We start from the raw sequence: 26,942 nt of genomic DNA on the forward strand, positions 1-26,942 counted from the left end.
ATGAACAGTAAGATTGCAATAATTGGGGTGGCTTGTCGGTTTCCCGGGAGCGCTAACAATCTTGGCGACTTCTGGCAACTGCTGCGCGACGAACGCGACGCAGTGACCGAGATCCCCGCCGACCGCTTCGGTACCGATTTCTACCAGCACCCGTCCAAGCGCGAGCCGGGCAAAAGCTATACGTTCGCGGCCGGCGTGCTCGACAACGTCGCCGGCTTCGACGCCGCATTCTTCGGCATTTCCCCGCGCGAAGCGGCCCAGATGGACCCTCAGCAGCGCCTGCTGCTCGAACTCGCGTGGGAAGCGTTCGAAGACGCGGGCGTGCGCCCGGCCGACATGCGCGGCAGCAACTGCGGCGTCTTCGTCGGCGCCGCCAGCATGGATTACGGCAACCGCAACATGGACGATCTGAACGTGATCGATCCGTATTCGGCGACCGGCAACACCCTGAGCATCGCGTCGAACCGCGTGTCCTACTTGTTCGACCTGCGCGGCCCGAGCATGTCCGTCGACACGGCCTGCTCGTCGTCGCTCGTCGCACTCCACCAGGCCGTCAAGGCGTTGCAGTCCGGCGAAGCCGAGATGGCGCTCGCGGGCGGCGTCAACCTGCTGCTGCATCCGTTCGGCTTCGTCAGCTTCTCCAAGGCGTCGATGCTGTCGCCGCGCGGCCGTTGCCGCGCGTTCGATGCGACCGGCGACGGCTACGTGCGCTCGGAAGGCGGCGCGTTCGTGCTGCTCAAGCCGCTGGATCGTGCACTCGCCGACGGCGACACGATCCATGCAGTCATCGCCGGCTCCGGCGTGAACTCCGTGGGCCATTCGCCGGGCGGCATCAGCGTGCCGGGCGCGGCCGCGCAAGCGTCGCTGCTGCGCAGCGTGTACGCGCGCGCCGGCATCGATCCGCAGTCGCTCGCGTACCTCGAGGCGCACGGCACCGGCACGGCAGTCGGCGATCCGATCGAGGCGCGCGCGCTGATCGACGTCGTGTCGGGCGAGCGCCCGGCGGACCGTCCGCTGCTCATCGGTTCGGTGAAGACCAACATCGGCCACCTTGAAACGGCTTCCGGCATGGCCGGCCTGCTGAAGGCCGTGCTGTGCCTGAAGCATCGCGCGGCGCCGCGCTCGCTGCACTTCGTCACGCCCAATCCCGGCATCGATTTCGACGGCGGGCGCCTGCGCGTCGTCGATCGCTACATGCCGCTCGACGCGGGCGACGCGCCGCTGACGGTCGGCGTCAACTCGTTCGGCTTCGGCGGCACGAATGCGCACGTCGTGCTGACCGAGGCACCGGTCGCAAACGACGTGTCGACGGTAGCGCCCGAGCCGGTTCAAACGCAACTGTCGCCGCTCGTGCTGACCGCGCGCAGCGCGAATGCGATCGCCGCACTCGCGGGCCGCTATCTGGCGATGCTCGACAATGGCGGCGACTGGCAGGCGCTTGCCGCCGCGGCCGCGCGTCGCCGCCAATGGCTCGAACATCGCGCGATCGTCGCACCGGCCGACGTGGCCGAAGGCCGCGCGGCACTTGCCGCACTGGCCCAACCGGCACAGGAAGGCCTGCCGGCCTGCGTCACAACCGGCCAGGCGCCCGCCGACGCGTTGCGCACCGCGCTCGTGTTCTCCGGCAACGGTTGCCAGTGGGTCGGGATGGGCAGCGAGCTCTATGCGGAGAATGCCGTTTTCCGCGCGGCGCTCGACGAAGTCGATGCGCTGTGGTGTGCCGACGGCAGCCCGTCGCTCGTCGACGTGATGCGCGGCGGCCCGAGCGCGGAATGGCTGGCCGGCGCGGGCGCCGAATGGCTCGCCGCGACGGAGAACGCGCAACCGCTGCTGTTCGCGATCCAGGTCGGCATGATCCGCGTGATCGATGCACGCGGGATGCGTTACGACGCGGCGATCGGCCATAGCGTCGGCGAAATCGCCGCGGCGTGGGTGACGGGCGCGCTGTCGCTCGCCGACGCGGTGCGCGTGATCAAGATCCGCAGCCGCGCGCAGGCGATGACGCGCGGCAGCGGCCGGATGGCGGCCGTCGGCATCGGCGACGCGGCGGCACGCGAGCTGATCGCGCGCCACGGGCTCGCGCGCCGGGTCGAGATCGCCGGCATCAACAGCCCCGATGCAGTCACGCTCGCGGGCGAGCTGCAGGGTTTGCAGGCGCTGGAGGCGGCGCTGCGCGGCAGCGGCAAGTTCTTCCAGATGCTGGATCTCGACTATGCGTTCCACAGCAGCCACATGGATCGCATCGAGCCGGTCGTGCTGGCCGAACTGGCCAGCCTGCGACCGCAACCGGGCAACGGCGCGTTCGTGTCGACCGTGACCGGCGGCGCGCTTTCCGGCACCAAGCTCGACGCGCGTTACTGGTGGCGCAATATCCGCGAGCCCGTGCGCTTCGGCGACGGCATCGCATACCTGATCGAGCAGGGCGTCCGGCTGTTCGTCGAAGTGTCGCCGCATTCGATCCTGCGCACGTACGTGAAGCAGGCGTTCGCCGCAGCCGGCGCGACCGGCGCGGTGCTGCCGACGCTCAAGCGCGATCACGGCAGCGCGGCGACGCTGCGGCAGGCGATTCTCGCGGCGATCGCGCACGGCGCGAGCGTCGATCCCGACCGCTTTGCACCGGGCACGTCGCGTGCGGCATTGCCGTCCTATCCGTGGCAGCGCGACCGCTTCTGGCTGACGCCGACCGTCGAAGGCTACGGCCTCGTCAATCGCCGCCGCGAACATCCGCTGCTCGGCTATCGCCTGCACGAACATGCGTTCGGCTGGGAAAACCAGCTCGATCCGGCGAAGCTGCCGATGCTGGCCGATCACGTGGTCGATGGCGGCGTGGCATTCCCGGGCGCGGGTTATGTGGAAATGGCGCTCGCCGCGGCGCGCACGTTCTTCGACACGACGGACGCGGCACTCGAAAACGTCGAGATCCGCACACCGGTCGTGTTCCAGCCGCAGCAGGCGAAGCTGTTCCGGCTCGTGATCGAGCCGCGCACCGCGACCTTCACGATCGAGACGCGCGACCGGATGTCCGACGGCGCATGGACGCTGAACGTGACAGGGCGGATGCTGGAAAGCGGCAGCGCGCTCGGCGCGGCGCGCGTCGTGCCGTCCGGCACGCTGGAGCGCCTGCTCGCGCTGCCGGCCGCCGACGGCGACACGCTGTACGCGAACACCGCGGCGATCGGCCTCACGTACGGGCCGGCGTTCCGCTGGGTCCGCACCGTGCGGGTCGCCGCGGGCGACGATGCGGCGCTGGCCGACGTCTCGGCACCCGCCGCATGCGGCGATGCACGGGCGCTGTCCGCCTATCTGCTGCATCCGGCGCTGATGGACAGCGGGTTTCATCCGCTGTTCGCGCTGCTTGCCGCGCACGCGCGCGACGGCGAACATCCGGCTTACGTGCCGGTGCAGATCGGCCGGGTCGACTATCTGCGCGGAGATACGGTCGCGCGCGTGCTCGCGCGGATCGATCGGCGCAGCCCGCATTCGGTCGTCGCACATTTCGAATTCCTCGACGCGCAGGGCGCGATTGTCGCGCGGCTCGGTGCTTGCCGGTTCCGGCGCGTCGATCTCGTCGGCCGCCGGCAGAACCTGCCCGCGCGCTTCGTGTACCGCCTCGAAGAGGCGCCGCTGCCGGGCGACGTCGATGCCGCCGGCCTGCCGGCGCCCGACGCGCTGCTCGCGCAAGCGGTCGCCCGGCTCGATACGGCCCAAGACGACGGCCGCCGCACGCAGCATCTGACCGAAATCCTGCCGCTGCTCGATGTGCTCGCGAGCCTCTACGTGCTGCGTGCATTCGATGCGCTCGGCGCATTCGCCGCTGCATGGCAGCCGGCGCCCGGGCGCGCGGCGCTGGCGGCACGTCTTGCCGACATGCTCGTCGAAGACGGCCTGGCTCATCGCGACGGCGCGCACCTCGTGCGCGACGACGCGGCGTGCGCGGCGTTGCCGCCGCTCGACGAGCTGTGGCGCGGGCTGCTGGCCGAATCGCCGGGGCACGTGGCCGAGCTGACGTTGCTTGCGCATTGCGGCGCGGCGTTGCCCGACGTGCTGAGCGGCGCGAAGGACGGCACCCGCTGGCTGTCGCCGACCGGGCACAGCCTGGTCGAGCAACTCCTTGCCGCATCGCCGACCTGGCAGCACGTGCACGCACTGCTGACGGCCGGCGTCGAGCAGGCGGTGGACGCGTGGCAGCCGGCGCGCCGGCTGCGCGTGCTCGAACTGGGCGCGACGGACGGCGACGTGCTGCAGACGCTCGGCATGCATCTCGCGGCCGCGCGCTGCGATCACACGATCGCCGCGACGGCCGGCCAGCTGGCCGGGTTCGATACGGACGCGGAAGTGGCGGTGCGCACGGTGGCACTGCAATCGGGCGAGCGGCTGTCGCTGTCGGCCGACGATGCCGGGCCTTACGACCTGATCGTCGCGAACCGTGCGCTGAGCGGCCGTCACGATGTGATCGATGCGCTGAATGCGATGCGGTCATGGCTGGCGCCGGGCGGATTGCTGCTGCTGGCCGAATCGCGCCACGGCCGCTTCTCCGACATCGTGTTCGCCCCGCAGGCGGCGTCGACGGAAGTCGATGCGCCCGCGCCGCTGGCACCGGCTGATCTCGAGGCGGTACTCGCACGCGCGGGCTACGTCGACGTCGTGCGGCATGTCGAGCAGTCGCTCGATCTGGACGGCACGCCGACGTTCGTCGTCGCGCGCAATCCCGCGAGCACGATCGCCGCCCAACGTGGCGGCGACCCGAGCGATCTCGATACGCTGGCACGCAACGAACAATGGCTCGTGATGCACGCGCCGGATGCGCTCAACGGTTTCGCCGGGCAACTGGCCGATGCGCTTGCGCTGGCGGGCTATCCGGCCGATATCGTGGACATCACGCACGCGGCCGACGCGATCGCGTCGCTGCCGGCCGGGCAGCCGGCGCACGTCGTGTTCTGCGCACCGGAGACGCCGCTCGCGGAAGCCGCGACGGGCGACGGCCTGATGGCCGCGCAGCGTTACGGCGCGATCGCGCTGGCGGCACTCGTCCGCGCGCTCGGTGCGCAGCCGCACGCGGCCACGCGATTGACCGTCGTCACGCGCGGCGGCGCGCCGTTCGCCGGGGCCGCGAATGCGCACCCGGAGCAGGCGACGCTGTGGGGCCTCGGTCGCGTACTCGCGAACGAGCATCCCGAACTCGCGTGCCGCCTGATCGACGTCGATCGCGCGGCGGCCGGGATTCCCGATGCGCTGATTCGCGAGCTGACCGGCTCGGCGGTCGAGGAAGAGGTCGTCCTGAGCGCACGCGGGCGGTTGGTGCCGCGCATGCTGACGGCTGCACAGGCAGCAGCTCGCGACGATGGCGCGATCGCACGCGCGTCGGTGCTCGCGTTCGACGCGCCGGGCTCGTTGCGCAATCTCGAATGGTTTGCGTTGCCCGAAAGCGCGTTGGGCGAGGACGAGGTGGAAATCGAGCCGGTTGCCACCGGGCTGAATTTCCGCGACGTGATGTATGCGATGGGGCTCCTGTCCGATGAAGCGGTCGAGACCGGCTTCGCGGGCGCGACGATCGGCATGGAGCTGTCCGGCCGCGTCGTGCGGGTCGGCCCCGCCGTGACCGCATTTGCGCCGGGCGACGCGGTGCTCGGCTTCGCGCCGGCATCGTTCGCGACGCGCGTCAGGACGCGCGCGCAAGCGATCGCGCTGAAGCCCGAACGCCTGTCGTTCGAGGAAGCGGCGACCGTGCCGACCACGTTCTTCACTGCGTATTACGCGCTCGTCGAACTCGCGCGGCTGCGCCGCGGCGAACGCGTGCTCGTGCACGGCGGCGCGGGCGGCGTCGGGATCGCCGCGATCCAGCTCGCGCGCCACTTCGGCGCGGAAGTGTTCGCAACGGCCGGCAGCGACGAGAAGCGCGAGTTCGTGCGCCTGCTCGGCGCCGACCACGTGCTCGATTCGCGCAGCCTCGCGTTCGCGGACGAGATCCGTGCGATGACGGGCGGGCAGGGCATCGACATCGTGCTGAACTCGCTGGCCGGTGAAGCGATGGTGCGCAGCATCGACACGCTGCGTCCGTTCGGCCGTTTCCTCGAGCTCGGCAAGCGCGATTTCTACGAGAACAGCCATATCGGGCTGCGGCCGTTCCGCAACAACATCAGCTATTTCGGCATCGATGCCGACCAGTTGATGGGCGCGTTGCCGGAGCTGACCGAACGCCTGTTCGGCGAAGTGATGGCGCTGTTCGCGGCAGGCGTGCTGCATCCGCTGCCGTATCGCGCGTTCCCCGCCGAACGGGCCGAGGATGCATTCCGCTACATGCAGCAGGCGCGCCAGATCGGCAAGGTGCTCGTGACCTATCCGTCCGGCACGCCGGCGCCGACGCGCGGCGTCGCGGGCGCGGGTTCGCTCGTGCTCGATCCGCACGGCGCGTACCTGGTGGTCGGCGGCACGGGCGGGCTCGGTTTCGCGAGCGCGCGCTGGATGGTCGAGCGCGGCGCACGCCGGCTGACGCTGGCGAGCCGCTCCGGCGAACTCGCCGCCGCGGCATGCGACGAAGTCGCATGCTGGCGCGACGTGCTGGGCGTCACCGTCGACGTCGTGTCGTGCGACGTGACCGATGCCGCGGCGGTCGACGCGATGATTGCCGCGATCGTCCGGCGTGGTGCGCCGCTGAAGGGCGTGCTGCATTCCGCGATGTCGATCGACGACGGCCTCGTGCGCAATCTCGACGATGCACGCATGGCCGCGGTGCTCGCACCGAAGGTGGCCGGCGCATGGAACCTGCATCGCGCGACGCGCGGGCTGCCGCTCGACCTGTTCGTGGTCTATTCGTCGGCGACGACCTATCTCGGCAATCCGGGGCAGTCGAACTACGTCGCGGCCAACACGTTCCTGGAAGCGCTCGTCGAACATCGCCGCGCGGCAGGGTTGCCGGGCACGTTCATGGCCTGGGGGCCGCTCGAGGACGTCGGTTTCCTCGCGCGCCATGCCGATACGCGCGAAGCGCTGCAGTCGCGGATCGGCGGTGCGTCGATCACGTCCGACGAGGCGATGGTTGCGCTCGAGCGCACGCTGGTCGCGGGCGCGGCCGGCGAAGCCGTGGTCCGGCTCGACTGGCACGCGGTCGCGCGCGGCATGCCGGCCGCGAAGGCGCGCCGGTATTCGCTGCTGCAATCGAACGCGAGCGGCGGCGATGCGCGCGACGGCGGCACGCAGCTGCGCGAAGAGGTGCTCGCGTTGCCGCGCGACGAAGCGGTCGCGCTGGTGGCGCGGACGCTGCAGGCGCAGATCGCGCGGATCCTGCACATGACGCCCGATCGCATCGCGCTCGACAAGTCGGTGCTCGACATGGGCATGGATTCGCTGATGGGGATGGAACTCGGTCTCGCGGTCGAGGAAGCGTTCGAGGTCAAGCTGTCGGTGATGGCGATTGCCGAGGGCGCGTCGGTGACGACGCTGGCCGCGCGCATCGTCGATTCGATCGGCGCGTCGGCCGATGCGGGTTGCGATGGCGCGTCGGCAACCGATGCCGCGCACGAGGCCGTCGCGGCGCTCGCCGCGAAGCATGCGATCGACGGCGAAGCGCGCGCGATGCTCGATACACCGCAGGCGCCTGTCGCTGGGCATGCGTCGCCGACGCTCGAGGTCGCGCGGTGAGCGCGCCGGCCGGCTGGGCGGCGCGTCAGGGCACGCTGGCACGCCCGCTGACGATCGACGGGCATGGGCTGCACACGGGGCGCCGGGTGGGTGTGCGGATTCTGCCCGCGCGTCCGGAAGACGGCGTGACGGGCATCGCGTTCCGCCGCATCGAGCACGGGCGCACGCTCGCGACGCTGCCGGTCGATCCCGCGCTGCGCCGTGCGCAGCCGCTCTGCACGATGCTGCGCAATGCCGACGGCGTCGGCGTGCGCACGATCGAGCATCTGCTCGCGTCGCTGCTCGCATGCGAGATCGATCATGCGATCGTCGAGCTCGATGCGGAGGAAGTGCCGATTCTCGATGGCAGCGCAACGCCGTGGGTCGACGCGATCCGCGCGTGCGGCCGCGTCGCGCTCGATGCGCCGAAGCGCTTCATCCGCGTGCTGCGGCCCGTCGTCGTCACGGACGGTGACGGCGACCAGCGGCGCGAAATGCGGATCGAGCCGGCGCCGCGTTACGAGCTGAGCGTGCGCAACGACCTGCGCGGCTTCGGCGACATGCATTGGGACGGCGCGCTCACGCCGGCTGCGTTCGAAACCGAAATCGCGCCGTCGCGCTCGTACGGGCGTGTGAAGTGGGCCGTGCCGGCGATCGTCGCCGGCTATCTGCGCGGTGTGCCGATCCTGCGCGGCGCGCGACCGTCGTGCACCGCGTCCATCGTCGGCAATCGCGTGCTGGGCGGGATGCGGCTGCCGGAGGAATTCGTCCGGCACCGCGTGCTCGACCTGGTCGGCGATCTCGCGCTGGCGGGCGCGCCGCTGCTGGCGCGCGTGAGCGCGTTGCGGCCGAGCCACGAGATGAATTTCCGGCTGGTCGATGCGCTGCTGGCTGCGCCGGACGCATGGCAGTGGGCCGAGTTTTCCGACGCGTGACACCACGCTTTTTAAAAATACGCGGCGTAACATAGCGCCTTTTCGAGATACAGCGAAGGAAGCAATGGCACTGGGAGAGCATCTTCGCCAGCAATTGGCGGCGAAAGCGCTGAAACGGCAACTGGAGCGCGCGACCGACGCCGCGGCGGCGCCGGGCGTGCCCGGCACGCCGGCTGCGCAGATCGCGTCGGCGCGCAGCCGCTTCGAGTCGATGCCGCAGTATCAGCAGGTCCGGATCATGCGCGAGATGGGCGAGAAGCTGCGTGTCGACTCGCCGTTTTTCCGTGTGCACGACGGCGTCGCCGGCGCGACGACGCAGATCGGCGGCCGCGAATACCTGAACTTCGCGAACTACAACTATCTCGGCCTGGCCGGCGATCCGGACGTGTCCGCGCGCGCGAAAGCCGCAATCGACCGCTACGGCACGTCGGCATCGGCGAGCCGGATGGTCGCGGGCGAACGCCCGGTGCAGCGCGATCTCGAACGCGCGCTGGCCACGTTCTACGAAACCGACGACTGCGTCGCGTTCGTGAGCGGCCACGCGACCAACGTGACCGTGATCGGCGCGCTGTTCGGCCCGGGCGACCTGGTCGTCCACGATGCGCTCGCGCACAACAGCATCGTGCAGGGTGCGCAGCTGAGCGGCGCGAAGCGGCTGAGCTTCGCGCACAACGACTGGCAGGCGCTCGACGAATTGCTGTCGCGCGTGCGCCGCGAATACCGGCACGTGCTGATTGCGATCGAGGGGCTGTACAGCATGGACGGCGACTTCCCCGACTTGCAGCGCTTCGTCGACGTGAAGACGCGCCACGGCGCGTTCCTGCTGGTCGACGAGGCGCATTCGCTCGGCGTGCTCGGCGCGACCGGCAAGGGTATCCGCGAGCATTGCGGCGTCGCGCCCGACCAGGTCGACATGTGGATGGGCACGATGAGCAAGACGCTGGCCGGCTGCGGTGGTTTCATCGCCGGCTGCCAGCCGCTCGTCGACATGCTGCGCCATCTGGCGCCGGGCTTCCTGTACAGCGTCGGGCTCGCGCCGACGCTCGCCGAGGCGTCGCTGGCCGCGCTCGAACGCCTGCAGGCCGAGCCGGCGCGCGTCGCGCAGCTGCAGGCGCGCGGGCGGCAGTTCCTGACCGAAGCGCGTGCTGCCGGGCTGAATACGGGTACGAGCGCGGGCTATGCGGTCGTGCCGGTGATCACCGGGAGTTCGCTGAAGGCCGCGCAGTGGGCGAACGCGATGTTCGACGAAGGGATCAACGTGCAGCCGATCTTCTATCCGGCCGTCGAGGAAAAGGCCGCGCGGCTGCGCTTCTTCATCTGCTCGACGCACGAGCCGGAGCAGATCAGCCGGACGGTTAATGTGTTGTCGCGGCTGGCGGGACGCAGCGCATGACGCAGGCCGCCGCGTTTGCGCAAGCGGTCCCGCGCGCCGGTGAGGCCGCGCGGTTTCGCGCGGCCGATGCGGATGATGCGGCTGCGTGCGGGCCGCTCGTGTTTGCGTCCGGCGTGGCCGAATTCGGCTTCTTTCTCGGCGAAAGCGACGCGCGCTGCATCGCGTTCCTCCAGCAGGCGTTCCGGTCGCGTCACGGGCGTTTCTCGTGGCGCCGGCATCGCGTCGCGGTCGACGACGATGGCACCGTGCTTGCCTTGATGGCGATTCACGACGGGCGGCGGACGATGTTCGACGACGTGCATGTCGTGTGGGCACTCGCGCGCTTCTTCGGCGTGCGCCGCACGATCGGCCAGTTGCTGCGCGGGCTGATCCTCGAAACGGAACTCCCGGCGCCGAAGCGTTCGCAGATCCTCGTCGCGCATTGCGCGACTGACGAACGGCAGCGCGGCACGGGTATCTTCAGTGCGCTGTTCCGCGATGCGCTCGATTCCGGCGCGTTGCCGGCCGACGGCAGCCGCGAAGTCGTGCTCGACGTGCTGACCCGCAACGTGCGCGCCCGCGCGCTGTACGAGCGGCTTGGGTTTGCCGCGTTGCCGCGGCGGCGCGCCCGATCGCGCCGGCTGCCCGCCCAACTCGATTCGATCCGGATGCGGTTTTTGCGCCGCGCCTGACGGCGCGTACGGCTGCTGCTGCAGCGCGGACACGCCCGTCATTCGTTTGGGCGGCGGCGAGCCGGAAACCAGGACTCGATGGCTCACATCCGGTGATGTCAGTCGTTCAGCGGCAGTTTCCGGATGATCCTGTCCACGCACTCCGACGGACCGATTTCGGCCGTCTTGACGTGTACGTCGGGGGAGTGCGGTCGCTCGTACACGGAATCGATGCCGGTGAACTGGCGAATCGCTCCTTGCCGGGCCATTGCATAGAGTCCCTTCGGGTCACGCGCTTCGGCGACCTCTAATGCAGTGTCGACAAAGACCTCGATGAACGTGCCCGCGTCAAAGCGCGCGCGGGCCTTGTCACGCGCTTCCTGAAATGGCGAGATCAATGCCGCGATGACGACGAATTCGGCATCCACCAGCAACCTGGCCACTTCGGCGGTACGCCGGATATTTTCATGACGATCGGCATCGCTGAACCCGAGATCTCGGTTCAGCCCCTCGCGCAGACGGTCGGCATCCAGCAGATAAGTGCGAAGTCCGCGTGCATCGAGTTGTTCCTTCAGCAGGTTCGCGAGTGTCGATTTTCCTGCGCCGGAGATCCCGGTCAGCCACACCACAAAAGCTCGATTCTGTTTCGGGCGAGGATGTGCTGATTCACGGTCCGTCGGCTTGACGGGTGGCCAATTCTTGGAATCTTGGGTCATTTCCAATTTGAGGTACGGACAATCGCTCGGTTACTTTGTTCGGAGTCTTGTCGACTTCCGTTGACAATTGTAACGTGCCGGAATGTTTGTAATCCGTTACTTTTTCGGCGAATTCGTTCTTCCGCATACGTTTGGCATCCCCTCCCGACGCCATCAACGGCGCCGCCCGCTACTTATGCCGCGGCGCGAACGGCCGCTGCTGCACATCCGCGCCATGCGCGACGATCGCCATCCCTTCCGGCACTTCCTCCCACGCGCCGCGCAAGTCGACGAGCGGTTCGGACACGACCATGAACGCATCGTCGCCGGCTTCGGCGATGCGCGGGTTATGCGGATACAACTCGTGCAGGTGCTTGAACGACGTGCTGTGGAACAGCGAGCGCGATTGTCGTTCGCTCGAATAGCGCACCGCGATGATTCGGTCGCCGTCGGTCGCGCAGATCGTCATGTTGAGCGGATCGGCCACGCGATGCCGCGCGGCGGTTTCCTCGACCATGCCAACCATCCGTTCGAGCGCCGGCAGCGGCGTCTGTTCGAGGCCGTAGGTCAGCGCCAGACGGAACATCAGCTCGGAATCGGTCGAGCCTTCAAGCGTCGGGAACAGCGCGGGATCGACCTTCATCGTCAGGTCGCGGCGCAGCTTGTGGAAATCCCGGATCAGCCCGTTGTGCGCGAACAGCCAGCGACCGTGGCGAAACGGGTGGCAGTTGGTTTCCTGCACCGGCGTGTCGGTCGCCGCGCGGATATGCGCGATGAACATCCGCGAGCGGATCGCGCGCGCGGCTTCGCGCAGGTTGCGGTCGTTCCATGCGGGATGCACGGAGCGATAGCGGAACGGGAGTTCGTCGGGGCGCCCATACCAGCCGATCCCGAAGCCGTCGCCGTTGGTGGTCGTGGCGCCGAGCTCCGAATGCAGGCTCTGGTCGATCAGCGAATGCTTCGCGCGGAACAGCACGGTTTCCAGATGGATCGGATTACCCGTATAGGCGAGCCAGCGGCACATGGAGCGCTCCTTCACGATGGATCGTTCGCGCATGGTAGCCGACTTCGCAGCGTGTCCGCGTCCGCGCGTGGCGCGAAGGCTGCCGGCGCGAGCACGCCGGCCAATCTTCATACATCGCGAGGCGGATGGCCGCCCGGCCAGGCGGCCGGGCGCCGCGCAGCAGGGCGGCCCGCGACGGCGCCGTGGTGACGGTCAGTCGCCGAGCGCGTCCATCACGCGCGCCGAATAGACGAGCGCCGCGCCCGCATTCAGCGCAATCGCGACGCCGAGCGCTTCCGCCACTTCCTCCTTGGTTGCACCGTGCTTCGCCGCTTCGGCGGTGTGAACGGCGATACAGCCGTCGCAGCGCGTCGTGACGGCCACCGCGAGCGCGATCAGTTCGCGCGTCTTCGCGTCGAGATGGCCGGTCTTGGCGCCGGCGCCTGACAGCGCCTTGTATCCGGCCAGCGTATCGGGCGACAGCTTGGCGATTTCGCCGATGCGCGTCGAGAGTTCCTTCCGGTATTCGTTCCAGTTCAGCATGATGCGTCCTTTTCGAGAAGAGGTGAGGAGGGCGGCGGGCGCCGCGATCTCGGGCGATGCAGACCTATTCTGATCGCTCGCGCTGAGGGTTTCGATACGCTACAGTGTCAATTTTTAGCGCGATCGTCTCATGGATGCATTGAGTCAACTGCTGTCGCTGGGGCGCAGCCACGTCGAACTCGACGTGCGCTGCCTGCTCGATGGGCCATTCGCGATGCCGCACGATCCGCTGCCGCCCGGCGAGGCGGCGTTCCACCTGGTGCTGGCAGGCACGTGCCGGCTGCGCACGGTCGACGGCCGCACGCTGCAGCTCGCCGCAGGCGATTTCGTGCTGCTGCCCGCGGGCGGCGCGCACGACCTGCTCGATACGGGGAGCGGCCGGTCGCAGCCGGCCGTGCCGCTGCGCGACGTCGGCGCCGGCGGCGGCGCGGTGCTGCCGGTCAAGTCGAATCTCGATCCGGCCGAACCGGGCGGCGCAAGCGTGGATCTGCTGTGCGGACGGTTCGTCTATGCGCGCGGCGCGGGCGAGCTGTTGATGCGCACGCTGCCGCAGGTGCTGCACGTCGAATTGCGCGAAACATCGGGGGCCGAGCCGCTGCAACTGCTGACGAGCGTGCTGCGCACCGAGGCGTCGAACGTGCAGCCGGGCGCAGGCGCGATCGTGAACGCGCTCGGCCAGGCGCTGCTCGCGTATGCGCTGCGGGCCTATGGCCGCGGCGCGCGCGTGCCGTCCGGCTGGCTCGCGCTGGCGGCCGATGCGCGGCTCGGCCCGTCGGTCCAGGCCGTGCTGCAGGCGCCGGAGCAGCCGTGGACGGTCGAGTCGCTCGGCAACGCGGCGGCCATGTCGCGTGCGACGTATGCACGGCATTTCCGCGAGAAGGCCGGGATGAGCGTCGGCGCGTTCGTCGCGCAGATCCGGATGATGCATGCGTGCGCATTGCTGCAGGACACGCAGCGCGGGCAGGCGGAGATCGGGCAGGCGGTCGGCTACCAGTCCGAGGCCGCCTTCGGCAAGGCGTTTCGCGCGGTACTCGGCACGACGCCGGGGCGCTGGCGGCGCGCGCAGCGCGGCATGTAAGACTGCAAGTACGACTGTCGTGGCGCGCACCAAAGCTGCTACCATGCGCAAAACGCAGTTCAACGAAAACGATTTCGAACAAGAAGAAAGAGAGGGCAAAGCAATGAACCAGACCACCATCCAGCAGCCGTCGTTCGCGTTCGTGGCCGCGTCGTGGGCCGCGCTGCTCGCCGGCTTCGCGGCCTTCCTGATCGGCCTCTGGAATGCCGGCATGCAACTCAACGAGAAGGGCTACTACTTCACCGTGCTGGTGTTCGGCCTTTACGCGGCGATCTCGTTGCAGAAGAGCGTGCGCGACCGCGCGGAAGGCATTCCCGTCACGGGCATCTACTACGGCCTCAGCTGGATCGCGCTGCTGCTGTCGATCGCGCTGCTGGTCGTCGGCCTTTTCAACGCCACGCTGCAACTGAGCGAAAAGGGCTTCTACGCGATGTCATTCGTGCTCGCGCTGTTCGGCTCGGTGGCCGTGCAGAAGAACACGCGCGACCTGCAGAACGCGAAGCCGCGCTTCACCGACGCAGACTCCGCGCCGTCGATCCAGGAGTGACGTCGCGCAAGGCGGGCGCCTGACCAGGTGGCCCGCCGGGCGACGTGATCCGCGGCGGCCCGCTTTCGCCGGCGCGCCGCTGGCCACCTTCCTGCCGTTTCATCCATGCCGTCGCGCACGACGGTGGAGATATTCCGGATGCCGAACTTCAATGAAACCGCACCGCGTACGCGCGCGGCCGCTCGTTCCGTGGCGGCGAAGGCCGCGTTCGTGCTGGAGACGAACAACCTGCGCGGCGGCGCGGGTCTCGCGCAGGCCGTCGACAGCCTGAAGCGCCTCGTGTCGGCGCTGTCGAGGCAGACCGTGCCGCCGGCGGCACTCGCGCAATGGATCATCACGCACGACGGCCTGCCGGCCGACGCGCGCACGGAAATCACTGCGCTGGCTGGCCGTCCGATCGATTTTGTCGAAATCGGCGCGAGCACCGGCTACTACGATGCGAAAAACGACGGCTTCGATCGCGTCGACGCGGACCGCTGCGACATCGTCGTGTTCGGCGATGCAGATTGCCGCCCGGCCGACGACTGGCTCGAACACCTGCTCGCGCCGTTCGCGCGGGAGTCGGGCGACGCACCCGTCGCGGTGGCGGGGCGCACCAGCTACGCGCCGAACGTGCTCGGCACCGCGCTGACGTCGATCGATTTCATGTATTTCCCGAGTCCGCTGCGCGCCGGTGCGACGCGCAACTTCTATGCGAACAACGTTGCGTTCCGGCGCGATGTATTCGCGCAATTCCGCTACGAGCCGCTCGACGGCGTCTATCGCGCGCATTGCCAGGTGATGGGGTTGCGGATGCAGGCAGCAGGCGTGGCCGTCGAGTTCGTGCCGGATGCACACACGGAGCACCGGCTGCCGGACACGCATTTCGAGTCGCTGAAGCTGCGCTGGATGCGCGGCGAGGACAGCGTCGGGCTGACGCCGTATCTCGTGAACGCGTACCTGCCGCGCCGGTGGCAATGGCTTGGTCGCAGCGGCCCGCTCGGCCCGTTCTGCGTGATGGCGATGCGGCTCGGCTACAGCCTGCGGGCGCTCGATCATCAGCAGTTGCCGCAACTGGGTGCGATTCGCTATCTCGCGGCCGTCGGCGTCACGATCGCCGCGTCCGCCGTCGATACGCTCGGCGCACTGGCGCGCGGGTTCGGGCTCGCAGGGCGAGCGTCGGCCCGGCGCGATCTCGATGCGCTGTCCTATCACCGTCATTGAAGCAGCCCCACGTTACTTCGACATCCTGAATCCATTCCGACGACGACCATGCCTTCATTCGCCACCCGTGTTGCCTGCCTCGCCCTGTTTGCCGCCAGCACCGGCGCCCATGCCGCGTCGATCGATCACGCGGGGCGCGGGATCTATCACTTCGCGTCGCAAAGCGGCTGCCCGTTCGCGAGTGCAGCCGCGACGGACTGCAACCGCATCGCGCTCGATGCGCCCGACGTTCACGCGAGCATCGATACCGATGCGCACGCGATCGTCTTCTCGAGCGATGCGAACCGCCGCACGAAGGACGTGCTCGGCGACGTGCTGCTGCAGGGCACGGGCGTCGACGGCGACGGCCGGCGCGTGCCGCTGAGCGTGCACGTGCTGCTGCGCCGCGACGGCGCGAAATGGGACCGCGACGTGTATGTCCACGCGCCCGTGCGCGGCAAGTTCACCGATGTGCGGATCGATCCGTACCGTGTGCGCGTGAAGGAGGGCGACGGCGAGCGCGACGTGCTGACGCCGGATGAAACGCTCGCGCTGTTCGCGCATCCGTCGCTGGCGTCGCGGCTCGCGCGGCATCTCGTGAAGGTGAGCGCGACCGATCCGAAGCGGCCGTCCGCGGACGACATCACGATCGCGCTCGGCGTCGGCGGCCTGACGAAGTCGGTCGCACGTGCGAGCTTCACGTCGAATGCACCGCGCGATGCGGACGTCGATCGCGCATTGGCGTCGGGCACGTGGTCGATCCGTTTCGACGCACTGAGCAATCACATTCCGGTGTGGGTCGCGCAGCGCGAGTTGTTCCTGTTCGGTCTCGACGGCAGTGCGCTGCTGAAAGACGTGCGCGAGCGCGGTTTCAAAAAGAACGACCGGATCGAATTCGGCGCGCGCGACGGCAACGGCTATCTGCGCGTGAACGGCCATGAGGAAGCGTTCGCGGGCGCCGCAGCGTCCGCGCATGCGTTCATGCAGGAAAGCTTCGTCGGCCTGATTCTCGGCTGGCGTCGCGATCCGGCCGCCGCGGCGGCTGCTGCGACGAAATCCGTGTCCGCACGGAGTGTGCCGGCATGAGTGCGGCAGGCGAACTGCACGCGTCGCCGCAAACGGCGGACGGCGCGTGCTTCGACTGTCTCGATGTACCCGTGCCGCAGGGTGCGGCGCGGGTGCGTGCGTATCTCGTCGATCGCATCAAGCGGGCGGCGATCCGGCGGCTGCATCGCAGCGCGCACGGCGAGCGCTGGATGCTGCGCATGTACCTGATCGGCGAAGAGGCGACCGAGTGCGCGTTGCATGAAGACTGGACCGGACAGCCGCCGGCCTGGCTCGCGCCGCGGATCGAGCAGCATCTCGCGGACGAGCGCCGTCACGCAGCTGCATTTGCCGATGCGCTGCGCCGGCGCGGCGCCGAGGCGTCGGCCGGGCCGCACGAACCCGACTGGCTGAGCCGGCGCAAGATCATGAGATGGCGAAGGCTCGCGCAGCGCCATGCGCCGCATTTTGCGCAAGGCGTGCTCGTGCCGGCCTATGCGACGGGCCTGTGCGCGGAACAGATGGCGATGCGCGTGCTCGCACGCCACTGCGCGACGATCGGCGACACGCATCCGCTGCGTCCGTTGCTCTCGCGCGTGCTCGCCGACGAGACGCGGCACGTGCGGCTCTGTTCGGATACGTTGCGTCGTCTCGTTGCGCCATCGGAGGCCGCGCATCTCGCCGCGTTGCTGCGCGAAATCCGCGCGATCGAAGCCGGGTTCGGCGTGACGGGCGCGCTGGCGATGTACGCAGCCGGCTGGATCCAGTCGCTTCGTCCGCGCACATGATGCCGCGGATCGTCTATCTCGCGACAGCCGATGCGCGCGGCCACCTGATGCGCGCGCAATTGCTCGTGCATGCGTTGCGTGCGGCCGGCGCGCAGGTCGACGTGTTGACGACGTCCGATGCGGGACAGGCGTTCCTGGCCGCATTCGGCATCGATGCGCCGGTGCTGTCCCGTCACTACGCGGTGCAGTTCGACGAGCGGCAGAACATGCTGCGCGACGCGACCGACCGCAACGTCGCGCACTACGTGTTCAGGCCGACGCGGATGCTGCGCGACATCGTGCGGCTGCGTGCGATCGTTCGCGATGCGGATCTCGTGATCAACGATTCGTTTCATCCGGCGCTGCTGTTCATGGGCGCGGTGCCGGGCTGGCGCCGCCGCGTCGTTCACGTGTATGGCGGCAGCCTGCGCCGTGCGTTGACCGGGAATTTCGATGCGCGGCTGCCGCGCATGCTGGCGCGTGCATTCGCGCGGATTGTCGACTGGCAGATCGATTCGGCGCTGGGCTGCATCGAACACGATTTTGCGTACGACGCGGCCGACGATGTGCCGCAATCGCGCGGACACTACCGGCTGCCGACGCCGTTGCCGGTTGTCGCCGAACTGCCGGCGCCGGAACAGGCTGCCGCGGCCGTTTATCTGAATCCGCACTTCCGCGACGTCGCGCTCGCCGATGCGCTGTCGGCCGGCATGCGCGACGCGGGGCTTGCCGCGCATCGCGTGGGCGAGGGCTACGCCGGGCACGACGGCTGGACCGGTGTCGATGCCGACTGGGTGACGCGCGCCGCGCATGCGCCGCTGATCGTATCGGCGCCCGGCATGGCCGCGCTGTCGATCGCGCGCGTCTATCGCCGCCCGATCCTGCTCGTGCTGACCGATCAGCCCGAGCAGGCGAGCAACGCTGCGCGCGCGGCGCGGCTGCAACTCGTGCACCGCGTCGTCACGTGGCGTGGCGATGCTGCGGCATTCCGGCAGGCGATCGGGCAGGCCGTTGCCGACCTGATGCGCAATCCGGGCACGCCGGCAGGAACGCGCGCCGGACGCGAGCAGGCGCGTGCGCGCGTGGACGCATGGACGTCGCGCATCCTCGCACTGCGGTCGCATGCGCGGCCGGCCGACGCGGAAACCCGATGCGAGGCGCCGGCACCGCGATGAAGACGTTGACGCTTCATGACGATCGCCGGCTCGATGTCCGGCAGATGCTGGCCGCGGCGTTCGGCATGGCTGCCGGCCTCGCGATCTTCTTCGTGCTCGAGCGCGGCGTTACGCCGCGCTACGTGCTGGCCACGGCGATCGATGCGCGGATTCCGTTCCTCGCATGGTCGTGGTTCGTCTATGTCGCGTTCTTTCCGTTCGTGATCGTGCTGGCCGCCTATGCACGGCCGCCCGCGTTTGTTGCGTTCAAGGAGGCCGTGCTGATCGCGTTCGTACTCGGTGTCGTCTGCTTCCTGCTGTTTCCGGAAGCCGTGCCGCGGCCCGACGTCGCGGAAATCGGCAACGCGTTCGTGCGCCATCGTCTTGCGCGCATGTGGCAGCTCGATCTCGCGGCCAACGGATTTCCGAGCCTGCATGTCGCGGTGACGTGCCTTGCGTGCCGGACGCTGGTGGACCGGCGCCGGATCGTGGCAACTGCGGTCGGGCTGCTGATCTGCGTATCGACGCTGACGCTCAAGCAGCATACGGTGGCCGATGTCCTCGGCGGCGTGGTGCTCGCGATGGTCAGTGCGATGTGGGTCGAACGGCGTTCGCTGCGCAGGAGGTTCGCGTGACGGCTGCCGATCTTCGTCAAGGTGTGCCGAATGAGGAGCTTGCGCGGTTCGAGCCCGATCCCGCGTTGTTTCGCGTGGATGCATCGCGTGTCGCGATGGCACTGGCCGGCGACTGGTTGATGATTGCCGCGGCGTTCGCGGTGGCGATCGTATTGCCGCATCCGTTCGTGTACGTGTGTGCGGCGATCGCGATCGCGCGCAGCCAGCTTGCGCTCGCGGTCATGATGCACGAAGGCGCGCACGGGTTGCTGGCGAGGAATCGGCGCATCAACGACTTGCTCGGACAACTGTTCGCGGCCGGTCCGTTGTGGCTGTCGCTGCGCACGTACCGTGCGGGTCATCTCAAGCACCATCGCGCGCCGATGCAGCCGGACGATCCCGTCGCGCTGCTGTTCGGCGTGCACGACTATCCGGTGACGCGCGGGCGGTTGGTCGGCCGCCTGCTCGCTTATGCATGCGGAGTCGGCTACGTGACGAGCATCGTGAAGCTCGCGCGCGGCAAGTTCGCGCATGCGTTGCCGAAAGTGGAAAAATCGCGCGCGTATGCAGCATGGGAGATCGTGTCGATGCTGGCCTGCAACGGTTTGCTGTTCGGTGCGCTCGCGTTGGCTGGACATCCGTTGCTGTATGTCGCGTTGTGGATCGTGCCGTCGGTCACGCTGTTGCCGCTTGCCGGGCAGGTGCGGGCGATCTTCGAGCACGCGGGGTTGCCGGCCGGCGAGGACCAGAGCCGCAACGCGCGCACGATCGTCCGGCGTTCGTGGCAGACGTTCCTGTTCGGTCCGCATGCGATTCATTTCCATATCGAACATCACCTGTTCGCGCGGATGCCGTTCCATAGCCTGCCGGTCGTGCACCGGCAACTCGCGCAGCGGCAGTTGCTGCCCGACGGCAATCTGTACGCGGGATACGGGGCGGTGCTGCGGGACGTGAGTGTGCGCTGACTGCGCGTCTGGCGCCGCGCGCGACTGGGCGCGTGGCGCGCATCGTCGATGCATCCAGGTTCGAACGGCCAGAAGACAGACGCAAAAAAGCCTCCGCTTGGGAGGCTTTAATTTGCACTATCAAAGATAGTTGGTAGGGTGGGAGGGACTCGAACCCTCGACTCTCTGATTAAAAGTCAGATACTCTAACCAACTGAGTTACCACCCCACGTTCTTGAAACCTGTTGGGTTGTTGCTTCAACAACTTTGGAAGCGACCCAAAGAGCAAAAGATTATAGCGACGGGTTGTCAGGGTGTCAACAGCCCGCCGCGATAATTATTTGATCGTTTCGAGCTTGCCCTGCGCCGTCTGCGCCGCGTTCGATCCGGCGTACTGCGACACGACCTGCTCGAACGTCTTCTTCGCGGCCGCCTTCTGGCCTTGTTCGAGCTGGTTCGTTCCGATCGCCACGAGGGCATCGGCCGCGCGCGGATGCTGCGGGAACTTGCTGACGATCCCTTGCCACGTCGCGGTCGAGCCGCGGTAGTCGCGCAGCGCGTATTGCGCATTGCCGTACCAGTACTGCGCGGTCGGCTGGTAAGGGCTCTGCGGATACTTCGCGATGAACGCGCGGAACGAAGCCGCGGCCGCCTTGAAGTTGCCGTTGCGGAACTGCTGCTGCGCCGCGCTGAGCGCATCCGTTTCACCCGGCTGCACGGTGCCTTCGACACCATCGATCGTCGTCTGCTGCGGCTCGAACTTCTTGAGCCGCGTGTCGAGATCCTGGTAGTACTCCTTCTGCTGCCGCTCGAGCGTCGTCAGCCGGTTCGTCAGATCCTCGTTTTCGCCGCGCAGCGTCGCGACCTGCTGGTTCAGCTGGTCGAGACGGCCGGATTGATCGAGGATCGTACGCTGGGCGGCCGACAACTGGCTCGCCAGGTTGTCGGTTTTGCTGCGCAGATCGAGCACGGCGCGGCGCGCTTCGTTGTCGTCGAACACGCCGGCGTGCGCCGGCGCGGCCGACCACGCCGCGCCGGCGACGCAGAGAGCTGCGGCTGCACGCAGCCAGGTTACACGGTGCGTCATACGGCGATTCTTCCGTTACTTACTGTTGGTAGACGAGGTCGGCGCGACGGTTCTGCGCCCACGATGCTTCGTCGTGACCTGCTGCCTGCGGCTTTTCCTTGCCGAGGCTCACGGCTTCCATTTGCGAATCGTTCACGCCGAGCAGTGCCATCGCACGACGGACGGCTTCCGCACGCTTCTGGCCCAGCGCGAGGTTGTACTCGCTCGTGCCGCGTTCGTCGGTGTTGCCCTGGATCAGCACGTGACGCTGCGGGTGGCTCTTCAGGTACTGAGCGTGCTGCTGCATCAGCGGCTGGTACTCGTCCTTCACCGAATAGCTGTCGAAGTCGAAGTAGATGCTGCGCTTCGCGAGCGGGCTGTTCGGGTCGTTCAGCGGATCGACGTTCACTTGCGCGACGTTGTCGGCGCTCGGCTGCGTGCTGACTGCGCCCGCGTTGTTCGCCTTGTCGTCGAGCTTCACGCCCGACTTACATGCGGCGAGCGCGCTGATCATCATCACGGCCAGGGCCAGACGAGCTTTATTCGACATCATGGTTACTCTCCTTGTGGTCATTGCATGAAGGGCCCCCACGACGGCTCGCGAACGGAGCCGCCCTGGACGGACAGGATTTGCGGCGGCGCGCTGCCGTCGGAGGGCACTGCAGCCAGGACATTGCGCCCACCCGACTGGGTAGCGTACAGAAGGTACTGGCCGTTTGCCGCGAAGCTCGGCGATTCGTCGTGACTGGTATTCGTGACGGCGTTCGCCGCGCCGGATTGCAGATCCTGAACGTACAGCTTGAAGCCCCCACCCGTGCGGGAGATGTAAGCGAGCAGCTTGCCGTCCGGGCTGATACGCGGACTCGTGTTGTAGCTGCCGGTGAAGGTCACGCGCTGCGCGGCACCGGCGCTTTCACCCTGTGCGGGCATCCGGTAGATCTGCGGCGCACCGCCGCGATCGCTCGTGAAGTAGATCCAGCGGCCGTCCGGCGAGTAGAACGGCTCGGTGTCGATCGAGCTGCTCTGCGTGAGGCGGCGCAGGCCGCCGCCCGTCGAGTTGACCGTATAAATTTGCGTATTGCCCGTCAGCGACAGCGCAACGGCGAGCGTGTTGCTGTCCGGCGACCAGGCCGGTGCACTGTTGTTGCCCTTCTGGTCGGAGACGATGTAGCGGCGGCCGGTCGGCAGGTCGTGGATGTAGACGATCGGCTTCTTGCGCTCGAACGAAACGTACGCGACCTTCGTGCCGCTCGGCGACCACGACGGCGAGATGATCGGTTCGGTGCTCGACAGCGCGATGCGCGCGTTCTGGCCGTCCGAATCCGAGATCTGCAGCTGGTAGCGGTTACCGGTCTTGATCACGTACGACAGGCGCGTGGCGAACACGCCGCGCACGCCGAGCAGCTTCTGGTAGATGTAATCGGCGATCTTGTGGCCGGCCGTGCGCAGCGTGGTATCGGTGGCCGTCAGCGACAGGCCGCCGAGGCTTTGCTGCTTCACGGTGTCGTACAGGATGAAGTTGACCTTGTACTGGCCGTTCGCTTCGCGGTTCACGCTGCCGGCGACGAACGCATTCGCGCCCTTGGCCTTCCATGCGCCGAGATCGACCGACGCGGTCTCGGGCACGGGCGTGCTGCCTGCGTCGACGTTGGTGAATTTGCCGCTGCGGGCGAGGTCGGCACGGACGATCGACGTGACCTGCTGCGGCAGGCCCGCCTCGTTCGCGAAATTCGCCGTGGCAATGGGGAACTGGGTCGACCCGACACCGGTGATCAGCACGTTGACCTGGGCGTTAGCGGCGCTGCCCGCCGTAATCAGACACGAGGCCACGAGTGCCCTGAAACCTAGCTTTGTCATCAAACTCATGCTTCTTGCTTCCCGTATGGCTTGGATCGCTGCGCAACCGCAGAGACAGTAAAAATACCCGATTCGTTCCCGTCTGACAGCGACGCCGGGAGTGTAAGCGCATTTCCGCTCACTCCGCTGCCTTGAAGGTAATCGTAATGTCCGACGGGGTACGACCGTTAGAATCGGGCGGCAACGGGACCGATGCGTGGATCGCATTCACCACGGCTTGATCCCACCCCGAATTCCCGCTCGAGCGGGAGACCGATGCGCTCAATACGTCACCGGACGGCGTGCACCGAATCTTGACGACGGTGGTCAGGCCTGCTCGCTCGCCGCCCCAAACGATGTTCGGTTTGACGCGGCGGCGCACCTTGTCGGCATAGCCGGGCGTCGCGGCATTGCCGCCGGAACCCGTGCCCGTGCCGCTTTTCGCGAGGCCTTCGCCGCCGCCTTCACCGGCGCCGGACAGGCCCTGCATCTGTGCGAGACGCGCGTTGCGCTCGCGGTCGAGCTTTGCGTTCGCCGCCGCGCTGGCCTTCGCGCGCGCCGTGGCTTCGGCCTTCGCCTTGGCCTGCGCTTCCGCCTTGGCCTTCGCGGCCGCGTCGGCTTTTGCCTTCGCCGCCTGCTGCGCTTCGAGCTGCGCCTGCTTCTGCTGCTGGAGTTTCTGCTGTTCGAGCTTCTGCTGCTCGGCGAGCTGCTGTTGCTTGAGCTTGTCGGCCTGCTTCTGCCTGTCGCGCTCCGCGGCCTTCTGCGCGGCGAGGGCGGCGGCCTGCTGGGCCGCGAGCTGCGCGCGCCGGGCTTCGTCTTCCTCCCGGGCTTTCAGTTGCTGCGCGCGGCGTTGCTGATCGAGCAGCGCTTCGCGCGCGGCCGCTTCCTGCTGGCGCTTCTTCTGCTGCAGCGCGATGTCGGCCTGCTCGTCGCGCACCGGGGGAGCGGGCGGCGCGACCTTCGCGGGCGGCGTCACGACGGGCCGCGGCGCGGCGACGTCGGGCACCTCGGTCCACAGCTCGGCTTCGGCGCCGGCCGGCGTGCTGTTCTGCCACTGCACGCCGTGATAGAGGAACAGCGCGAGCAGCACGTGCATCAGCGCGGCGAGCGCGAACGCGCGCCAGGTGCCGCGCTCGCGGGGAGGCTGAGGCGGGTAGGCGGAGCTGCGCGTGGATTGCTGCCGGTTCATTGCGATTTGACGAGGAGGCCGACGCGCTTGACGCCGCGCGCCTTCAGATCCGACATCACGGTCATGACGGCATCGTACTGCACGGTCTTGTCGGCTGCGATCACGACCGGCTGGTCAGGGTGATCGGCCTGCCGGGCCGAGATGAAGCTGTCGAGCTCGGCCTTCGTCATCGTGTCTTCCTGGGTCGAGCCCGAGTCGCCCTTGTACTTGACGCTCATCGTGCGGTCGGCCTTGATGTTGACGACGACGGGCGGCGTCTGCTCCTGCGGCGCGGCATTGCCGACGGTCGGCAGGTTGATGATCGACGGGGCGACGAGCGGTGCGGTGACCATGAAGATCACGAGCAGCACCAGCATCACGTCGATGTACGGCACGACGTTGATGTCGGCCATCGCACGGCGCGAGCGGCCGCCGCGCATGCTGGATCGGATGGGACTTCCTGCCATGGCGCGCTCCTTACTGGGCCTGACGCTGCAGGATGTTCGAGAACTCTTCGATGAAGGTCTCGAAGCGGATCGCGAGGCGGTCGATGTCGTGCGCGTAGCGGTTGTACGCGACCACCGCCGGAATCGCGGCGAACAGGCCGATCGCGGTGGCGACGAGCGCCTCGGCGATGCCCGGCGCGACGTTCGCGAGCGTGGCCTGCTGCACGTTCGCGAGCCCGCGGAACGAGTTCATGATCCCCCAGACCGTGCCGAACAGGCCGATGTACGGGCTGACCGAGCCGACCGACGCGAGGAAGGCGAGGTTCGCTTCGAGCACGTCCATCTCGCGCTGGAACGACGCACGCATCGCGCGGCGGGCACCGTCGAGCACGAGGCCCGGATCGCTGATGCGCTTTTCCTTCGCCTTCAGGAATTCGCGCATCCCCGATTCGAAGATCCGCTCGAGCGCGCCGATCGTGTGGCGATTGTTGGCCGCGCTCTGGTACAGCGCCTGCAGGTCGCCGCCCGACCAGAAATCCTTCTCGAAGCGTTCGGTCTGCGCGCGCGCGCGGCGGATCGCGAACCACTTGCGGAAGATGAAGGTCCACGACATCAGCGACAGCAACAGCAGCAGTCCCATCACGGCCTGGGCCAGCACGCTCGCGTTGAGGACGAGGGAAATGATCGACAGGTCTTGAGAAGTGTTCATAGAGGTTTGAGTAACGGCCCTTCGGGGCGCCCGGTATGCGTGCGGCGCGGCGCGCCGGCCATGCCTGACGCCGAACCTTGCTTAGTATCGAATCAGAACGGCAAGTTCATAGGCTTTGACTAAACGGCGCTCATGCGCGCTTCGTTGACACTGGAGTGTGCCCGGCGTCGATGACGGGCCCGCGTTGCAGCGCGTCGAGCACGGCCGGCGGGATGGCCGCGGGCCGGATACCGTTACGGTCGACGCAGCCGAGGCGAATGTGCCCGGCTACGAGCAGCGTGTTGCCACACCAGGCTTCCTGCGTGAATTCCACCGAGGCGCGGCCGATGCGTCCGGGCCGGCTCGTGATCGTCAGCGTGTCGTCGAGTCGCGCCGGCGCGCGGTAGTCGAGCGACGTACTGCGGACGATGAAGATCGCGCCGGTATCGTCGGCGAGCTGACGCTGGTCGATACCGCACGCGCGTAACCACTCGGTGCGGGCGCGCTCGAAGTACTTCAGGTAGTTGGCATAGAAGACGATGCCGCCTGCGTCGGTATCCTCGTAGTACACACGCACCGGCCAGGTGAAGCCGGAAGGCGCTTCCGGGGAGCGGGTAGGCTGAGTCATGGCGCGCATTCTACCGGAAGGCAGGAAGCCGATTCGTAACCGATTCGTAACGGAATGTAGTATGCCGTAGCACACCGCGGGCCGGCCGGAGGCGGGCCCGCGGCTGCGGGCTGTGCGTCAGCCGCGATGGATCGTGAGGCCGGCCGGGGCTTGCGCGACCGGCATCATTTCGATCGTATTGATGTTGACGTGCGCGGGGCGCGTGGCGATCCAGTAGATCGTGTCCGCGATGTCCTCGGCCGTGAGCGGCTGGACGTTCTGGTAGACGTTCGCCGCCTTTGCATCGTCGCCGCGGAAGCGGACGTTCGAGAACTCGGTACCACCGCACAGGCCCGGCTCGATGTCGGTTACGCGCAACGGCGTGCCGATCAGGTCGGCGCGCAGGTTCAGGCTGAATTGTCTGACGAAAGCCTTGGTCGCGCCGTATACGTTCCCGCCCGGATACGGATAGGTGCCGGCCACCGAGCCCAGATTGAAGATATGGCCGCGACCGCGCGCGATCATGCCGGGCAGCAATGCGTGCGTGACGGTCACGAGGCCCGAGCAGTTCGTGTCGATCATGGTTTGCCACTCGTCGAGGCTCGCCTTGTGGGCCGGTTCGACCCCGAGCGCGAGGCCGGCGTTGTTGACGAGCACGTCGAGCGCCGCGAATTCGGCGGGGAGGGCGGCCGGCACGGCCTCGACGGCCGCGCGGTCGCGCACGTCGAGTTCGAACGGCAGAAGGGCGTCGCCGAGTTCGGCGGCGAGCGCGTCGAGACGGTCCTTGCGGCGCGCGGTTGCGACGACGCGATGGCCGCCCTTGACGAAGGCTCGGGCGATGGCGGCGCCGAAGCCGGCGGACGCGCCTGTGACGAACACGATCATTGCTGCTCCTGGTCGATGACAAAATAGCGGGTAGTATCCCGCAAGCCTACTGAGATTGCCGCACCGCGGCAAGGCGGCAA

General features: G+C 68.0%; 23 protein-coding genes and 1 tRNA gene. 12 read left to right on the forward strand and 12 right to left on the reverse strand.

Translation table 11 applies throughout. The features are described from left to right. The 4 genes from U5798_RS10090 (at position 1) to U5798_RS10105 (ending at position 10,616) form a co-directional block, all read left to right on the forward strand. Positions 1-7,638: an SDR family NAD(P)-dependent oxidoreductase gene (locus tag U5798_RS10090; RefSeq protein WP_322081949.1), complete on the forward strand. Its 7,638-nt coding sequence runs from the start codon at positions 1-3 to the stop codon at positions 7,636-7,638. Continuing rightward, complete coding sequence (locus U5798_RS10095) at positions 7,635-8,552, forward strand: UDP-3-O-acyl N-acetylglycosamine deacetylase (RefSeq protein WP_124449315.1); 918 nt, start codon at positions 7,635-7,637, stop codon at positions 8,550-8,552. The genes U5798_RS10090 and U5798_RS10095 overlap by 4 nt, the downstream gene beginning before the upstream one ends. Before the next feature lie 64 nt (positions 8,553-8,616). Further along, positions 8,617-9,945, forward strand: a complete 1,329-nt coding sequence (locus U5798_RS10100) for an aminotransferase class I/II-fold pyridoxal phosphate-dependent enzyme (RefSeq protein WP_322081950.1) — start codon at positions 8,617-8,619, stop codon at positions 9,943-9,945. Continuing rightward, a complete protein-coding gene (locus tag U5798_RS10105) occupies positions 9,942-10,616 on the forward strand; it encodes a GNAT family N-acetyltransferase (protein WP_322081951.1) in 675 nt (224 codons plus the stop codon). The genes U5798_RS10100 and U5798_RS10105 overlap by 4 nt, the downstream gene beginning before the upstream one ends. A 98-nt stretch (positions 10,617-10,714) precedes the next feature. Here U5798_RS10105 and cysC read toward each other — a convergent pair whose 3' ends face one another. The 3 genes from cysC to U5798_RS10120 all read right to left on the reverse strand — a co-directional run bounded on the left by cysC (position 10,715) and on the right by U5798_RS10120 (position 12,836). After that, the gene (cysC, locus tag U5798_RS10110) at positions 10,715-11,311 is read right to left on the reverse strand and encodes an adenylyl-sulfate kinase (protein ID WP_322081952.1); all 597 of its coding nucleotides are present in this window, start codon (positions 11,309-11,311) and stop codon (positions 10,715-10,717) included. Positions 11,312-11,480: 169 nt separating this feature from the next. Continuing rightward, positions 11,481-12,314: a class II glutamine amidotransferase gene (locus U5798_RS10115; RefSeq protein WP_124449517.1), complete on the reverse strand. Its 834-nt coding sequence runs from the start codon at positions 12,312-12,314 to the stop codon at positions 11,481-11,483. A 192-nt stretch (positions 12,315-12,506) separates the two neighbouring features. Continuing rightward, positions 12,507-12,836: a carboxymuconolactone decarboxylase family protein gene (locus U5798_RS10120; RefSeq protein WP_043189451.1), complete on the reverse strand. Its 330-nt coding sequence runs from the start codon at positions 12,834-12,836 to the stop codon at positions 12,507-12,509. Between the two features lie 130 nt (positions 12,837-12,966). Between U5798_RS10120 and U5798_RS10125 the strand changes: the two genes are divergently transcribed. The 8 genes from U5798_RS10125 to U5798_RS10160 all read left to right on the forward strand — a co-directional run bounded on the left by U5798_RS10125 (position 12,967) and on the right by U5798_RS10160 (position 20,187). After that, positions 12,967-13,914 carry a cupin domain-containing protein gene (locus tag U5798_RS10125; protein ID WP_124449309.1) on the forward strand — a complete coding sequence of 316 codons (948 nt, stop codon included), beginning with the start codon at positions 12,967-12,969 and terminating at the stop codon, positions 13,912-13,914. A 103-nt stretch (positions 13,915-14,017) separates the two neighbouring features. After that, a complete protein-coding gene (gene yiaA / locus U5798_RS10130) occupies positions 14,018-14,461 on the forward strand; it encodes an inner membrane protein YiaA (protein ID WP_124449307.1) in 444 nt (147 codons plus the stop codon). A 138-nt stretch (positions 14,462-14,599) separates the two neighbouring features. After that, entirely contained in the window at positions 14,600-15,664 is a 1,065-nt protein-coding gene (locus U5798_RS10135) for a glycosyltransferase family 2 protein (RefSeq protein ID WP_322081953.1), read from the forward strand. A gap of 48 nt (positions 15,665-15,712) precedes the next feature. Next, positions 15,713-16,729, forward strand: coding sequence for a hypothetical protein (locus U5798_RS10140; RefSeq protein ID WP_322081954.1), 1,017 nt, complete (start codon positions 15,713-15,715; stop codon positions 16,727-16,729). Continuing rightward, positions 16,726-17,475, forward strand: a complete 750-nt coding sequence (locus U5798_RS10145) for a ferritin-like domain-containing protein (RefSeq protein WP_322081955.1) — start codon at positions 16,726-16,728, stop codon at positions 17,473-17,475. The genes U5798_RS10140 and U5798_RS10145 overlap by 4 nt, the downstream gene beginning before the upstream one ends. Further along, positions 17,472-18,629, forward strand: a complete 1,158-nt coding sequence (locus tag U5798_RS10150) for a hypothetical protein (protein WP_322081956.1) — start codon at positions 17,472-17,474, stop codon at positions 18,627-18,629. Before U5798_RS10145 ends, U5798_RS10150 begins: the two co-directional genes overlap by 4 nt. Continuing rightward, a complete protein-coding gene (locus U5798_RS10155; RefSeq protein ID WP_322081957.1) occupies positions 18,626-19,243 on the forward strand; it encodes a phosphatase PAP2 family protein in 618 nt (205 codons plus the stop codon). Before U5798_RS10150 ends, U5798_RS10155 begins: the two co-directional genes overlap by 4 nt. Continuing rightward, the gene (locus U5798_RS10160) at positions 19,240-20,187 is read left to right on the forward strand and encodes a fatty acid desaturase family protein (protein ID WP_322081958.1); all 948 of its coding nucleotides are present in this window, start codon (positions 19,240-19,242) and stop codon (positions 20,185-20,187) included. Before U5798_RS10155 ends, U5798_RS10160 begins: the two co-directional genes overlap by 4 nt. A 131-nt stretch (positions 20,188-20,318) precedes the next feature. Here the strand turns inward: U5798_RS10160 and U5798_RS10165 are convergent. The 9 genes from U5798_RS10165 to U5798_RS10205 all read right to left on the reverse strand — a co-directional run bounded on the left by U5798_RS10165 (position 20,319) and on the right by U5798_RS10205 (position 26,862). Next, a tRNA-Lys gene (locus U5798_RS10165) sits at positions 20,319-20,395 on the reverse strand. Positions 20,396-20,503: 108 nt separating this feature from the next. Continuing rightward, the gene (gene ybgF, locus U5798_RS10170) at positions 20,504-21,253 is read right to left on the reverse strand and encodes a tol-pal system protein YbgF (protein ID WP_124449297.1); all 750 of its coding nucleotides are present in this window, start codon (positions 21,251-21,253) and stop codon (positions 20,504-20,506) included. 19 nt (positions 21,254-21,272) lie between these two features. Continuing rightward, positions 21,273-21,785, reverse strand: coding sequence for a peptidoglycan-associated lipoprotein Pal (gene pal, locus U5798_RS10175; RefSeq protein WP_011351072.1), 513 nt, complete (start codon positions 21,783-21,785; stop codon positions 21,273-21,275). Positions 21,786-21,802: 17 nt separating this feature from the next. Continuing rightward, entirely contained in the window at positions 21,803-23,098 is a 1,296-nt protein-coding gene (gene tolB / locus U5798_RS10180) for a Tol-Pal system beta propeller repeat protein TolB (RefSeq protein ID WP_322081959.1), read from the reverse strand. 109 nt (positions 23,099-23,207) lie between these two features. Then, positions 23,208-24,257, reverse strand: coding sequence for a cell envelope integrity protein TolA (gene tolA, locus U5798_RS10185; RefSeq protein ID WP_322081960.1), 1,050 nt, complete (start codon positions 24,255-24,257; stop codon positions 23,208-23,210). Next, positions 24,254-24,703, reverse strand: a complete 450-nt coding sequence (gene tolR / locus U5798_RS10190) for a protein TolR (RefSeq protein WP_124449291.1) — start codon at positions 24,701-24,703, stop codon at positions 24,254-24,256. The genes tolA and tolR overlap by 4 nt, the downstream gene beginning before the upstream one ends. Positions 24,704-24,713: 10 nt before the next feature. Beyond that, entirely contained in the window at positions 24,714-25,391 is a 678-nt protein-coding gene (tolQ, locus tag U5798_RS10195) for a protein TolQ (RefSeq protein WP_021157170.1), read from the reverse strand. 130 nt (positions 25,392-25,521) lie between these two features. Next, complete coding sequence (gene ybgC, locus U5798_RS10200) at positions 25,522-26,007, reverse strand: tol-pal system-associated acyl-CoA thioesterase (RefSeq protein ID WP_322081961.1); 486 nt, start codon at positions 26,005-26,007, stop codon at positions 25,522-25,524. Between the two features lie 108 nt (positions 26,008-26,115). Then, the gene (locus U5798_RS10205) at positions 26,116-26,862 is read right to left on the reverse strand and encodes an SDR family NAD(P)-dependent oxidoreductase (RefSeq protein ID WP_175668721.1); all 747 of its coding nucleotides are present in this window, start codon (positions 26,860-26,862) and stop codon (positions 26,116-26,118) included. Positions 26,863-26,942: the final 80 nt, after the last annotated feature.

It is taken from the genome of Burkholderia sp. BCC1972, from assembly GCF_905339605.1.
Taxonomy (GTDB): Bacteria; Pseudomonadota; Gammaproteobacteria; order Burkholderiales; family Burkholderiaceae; genus Burkholderia.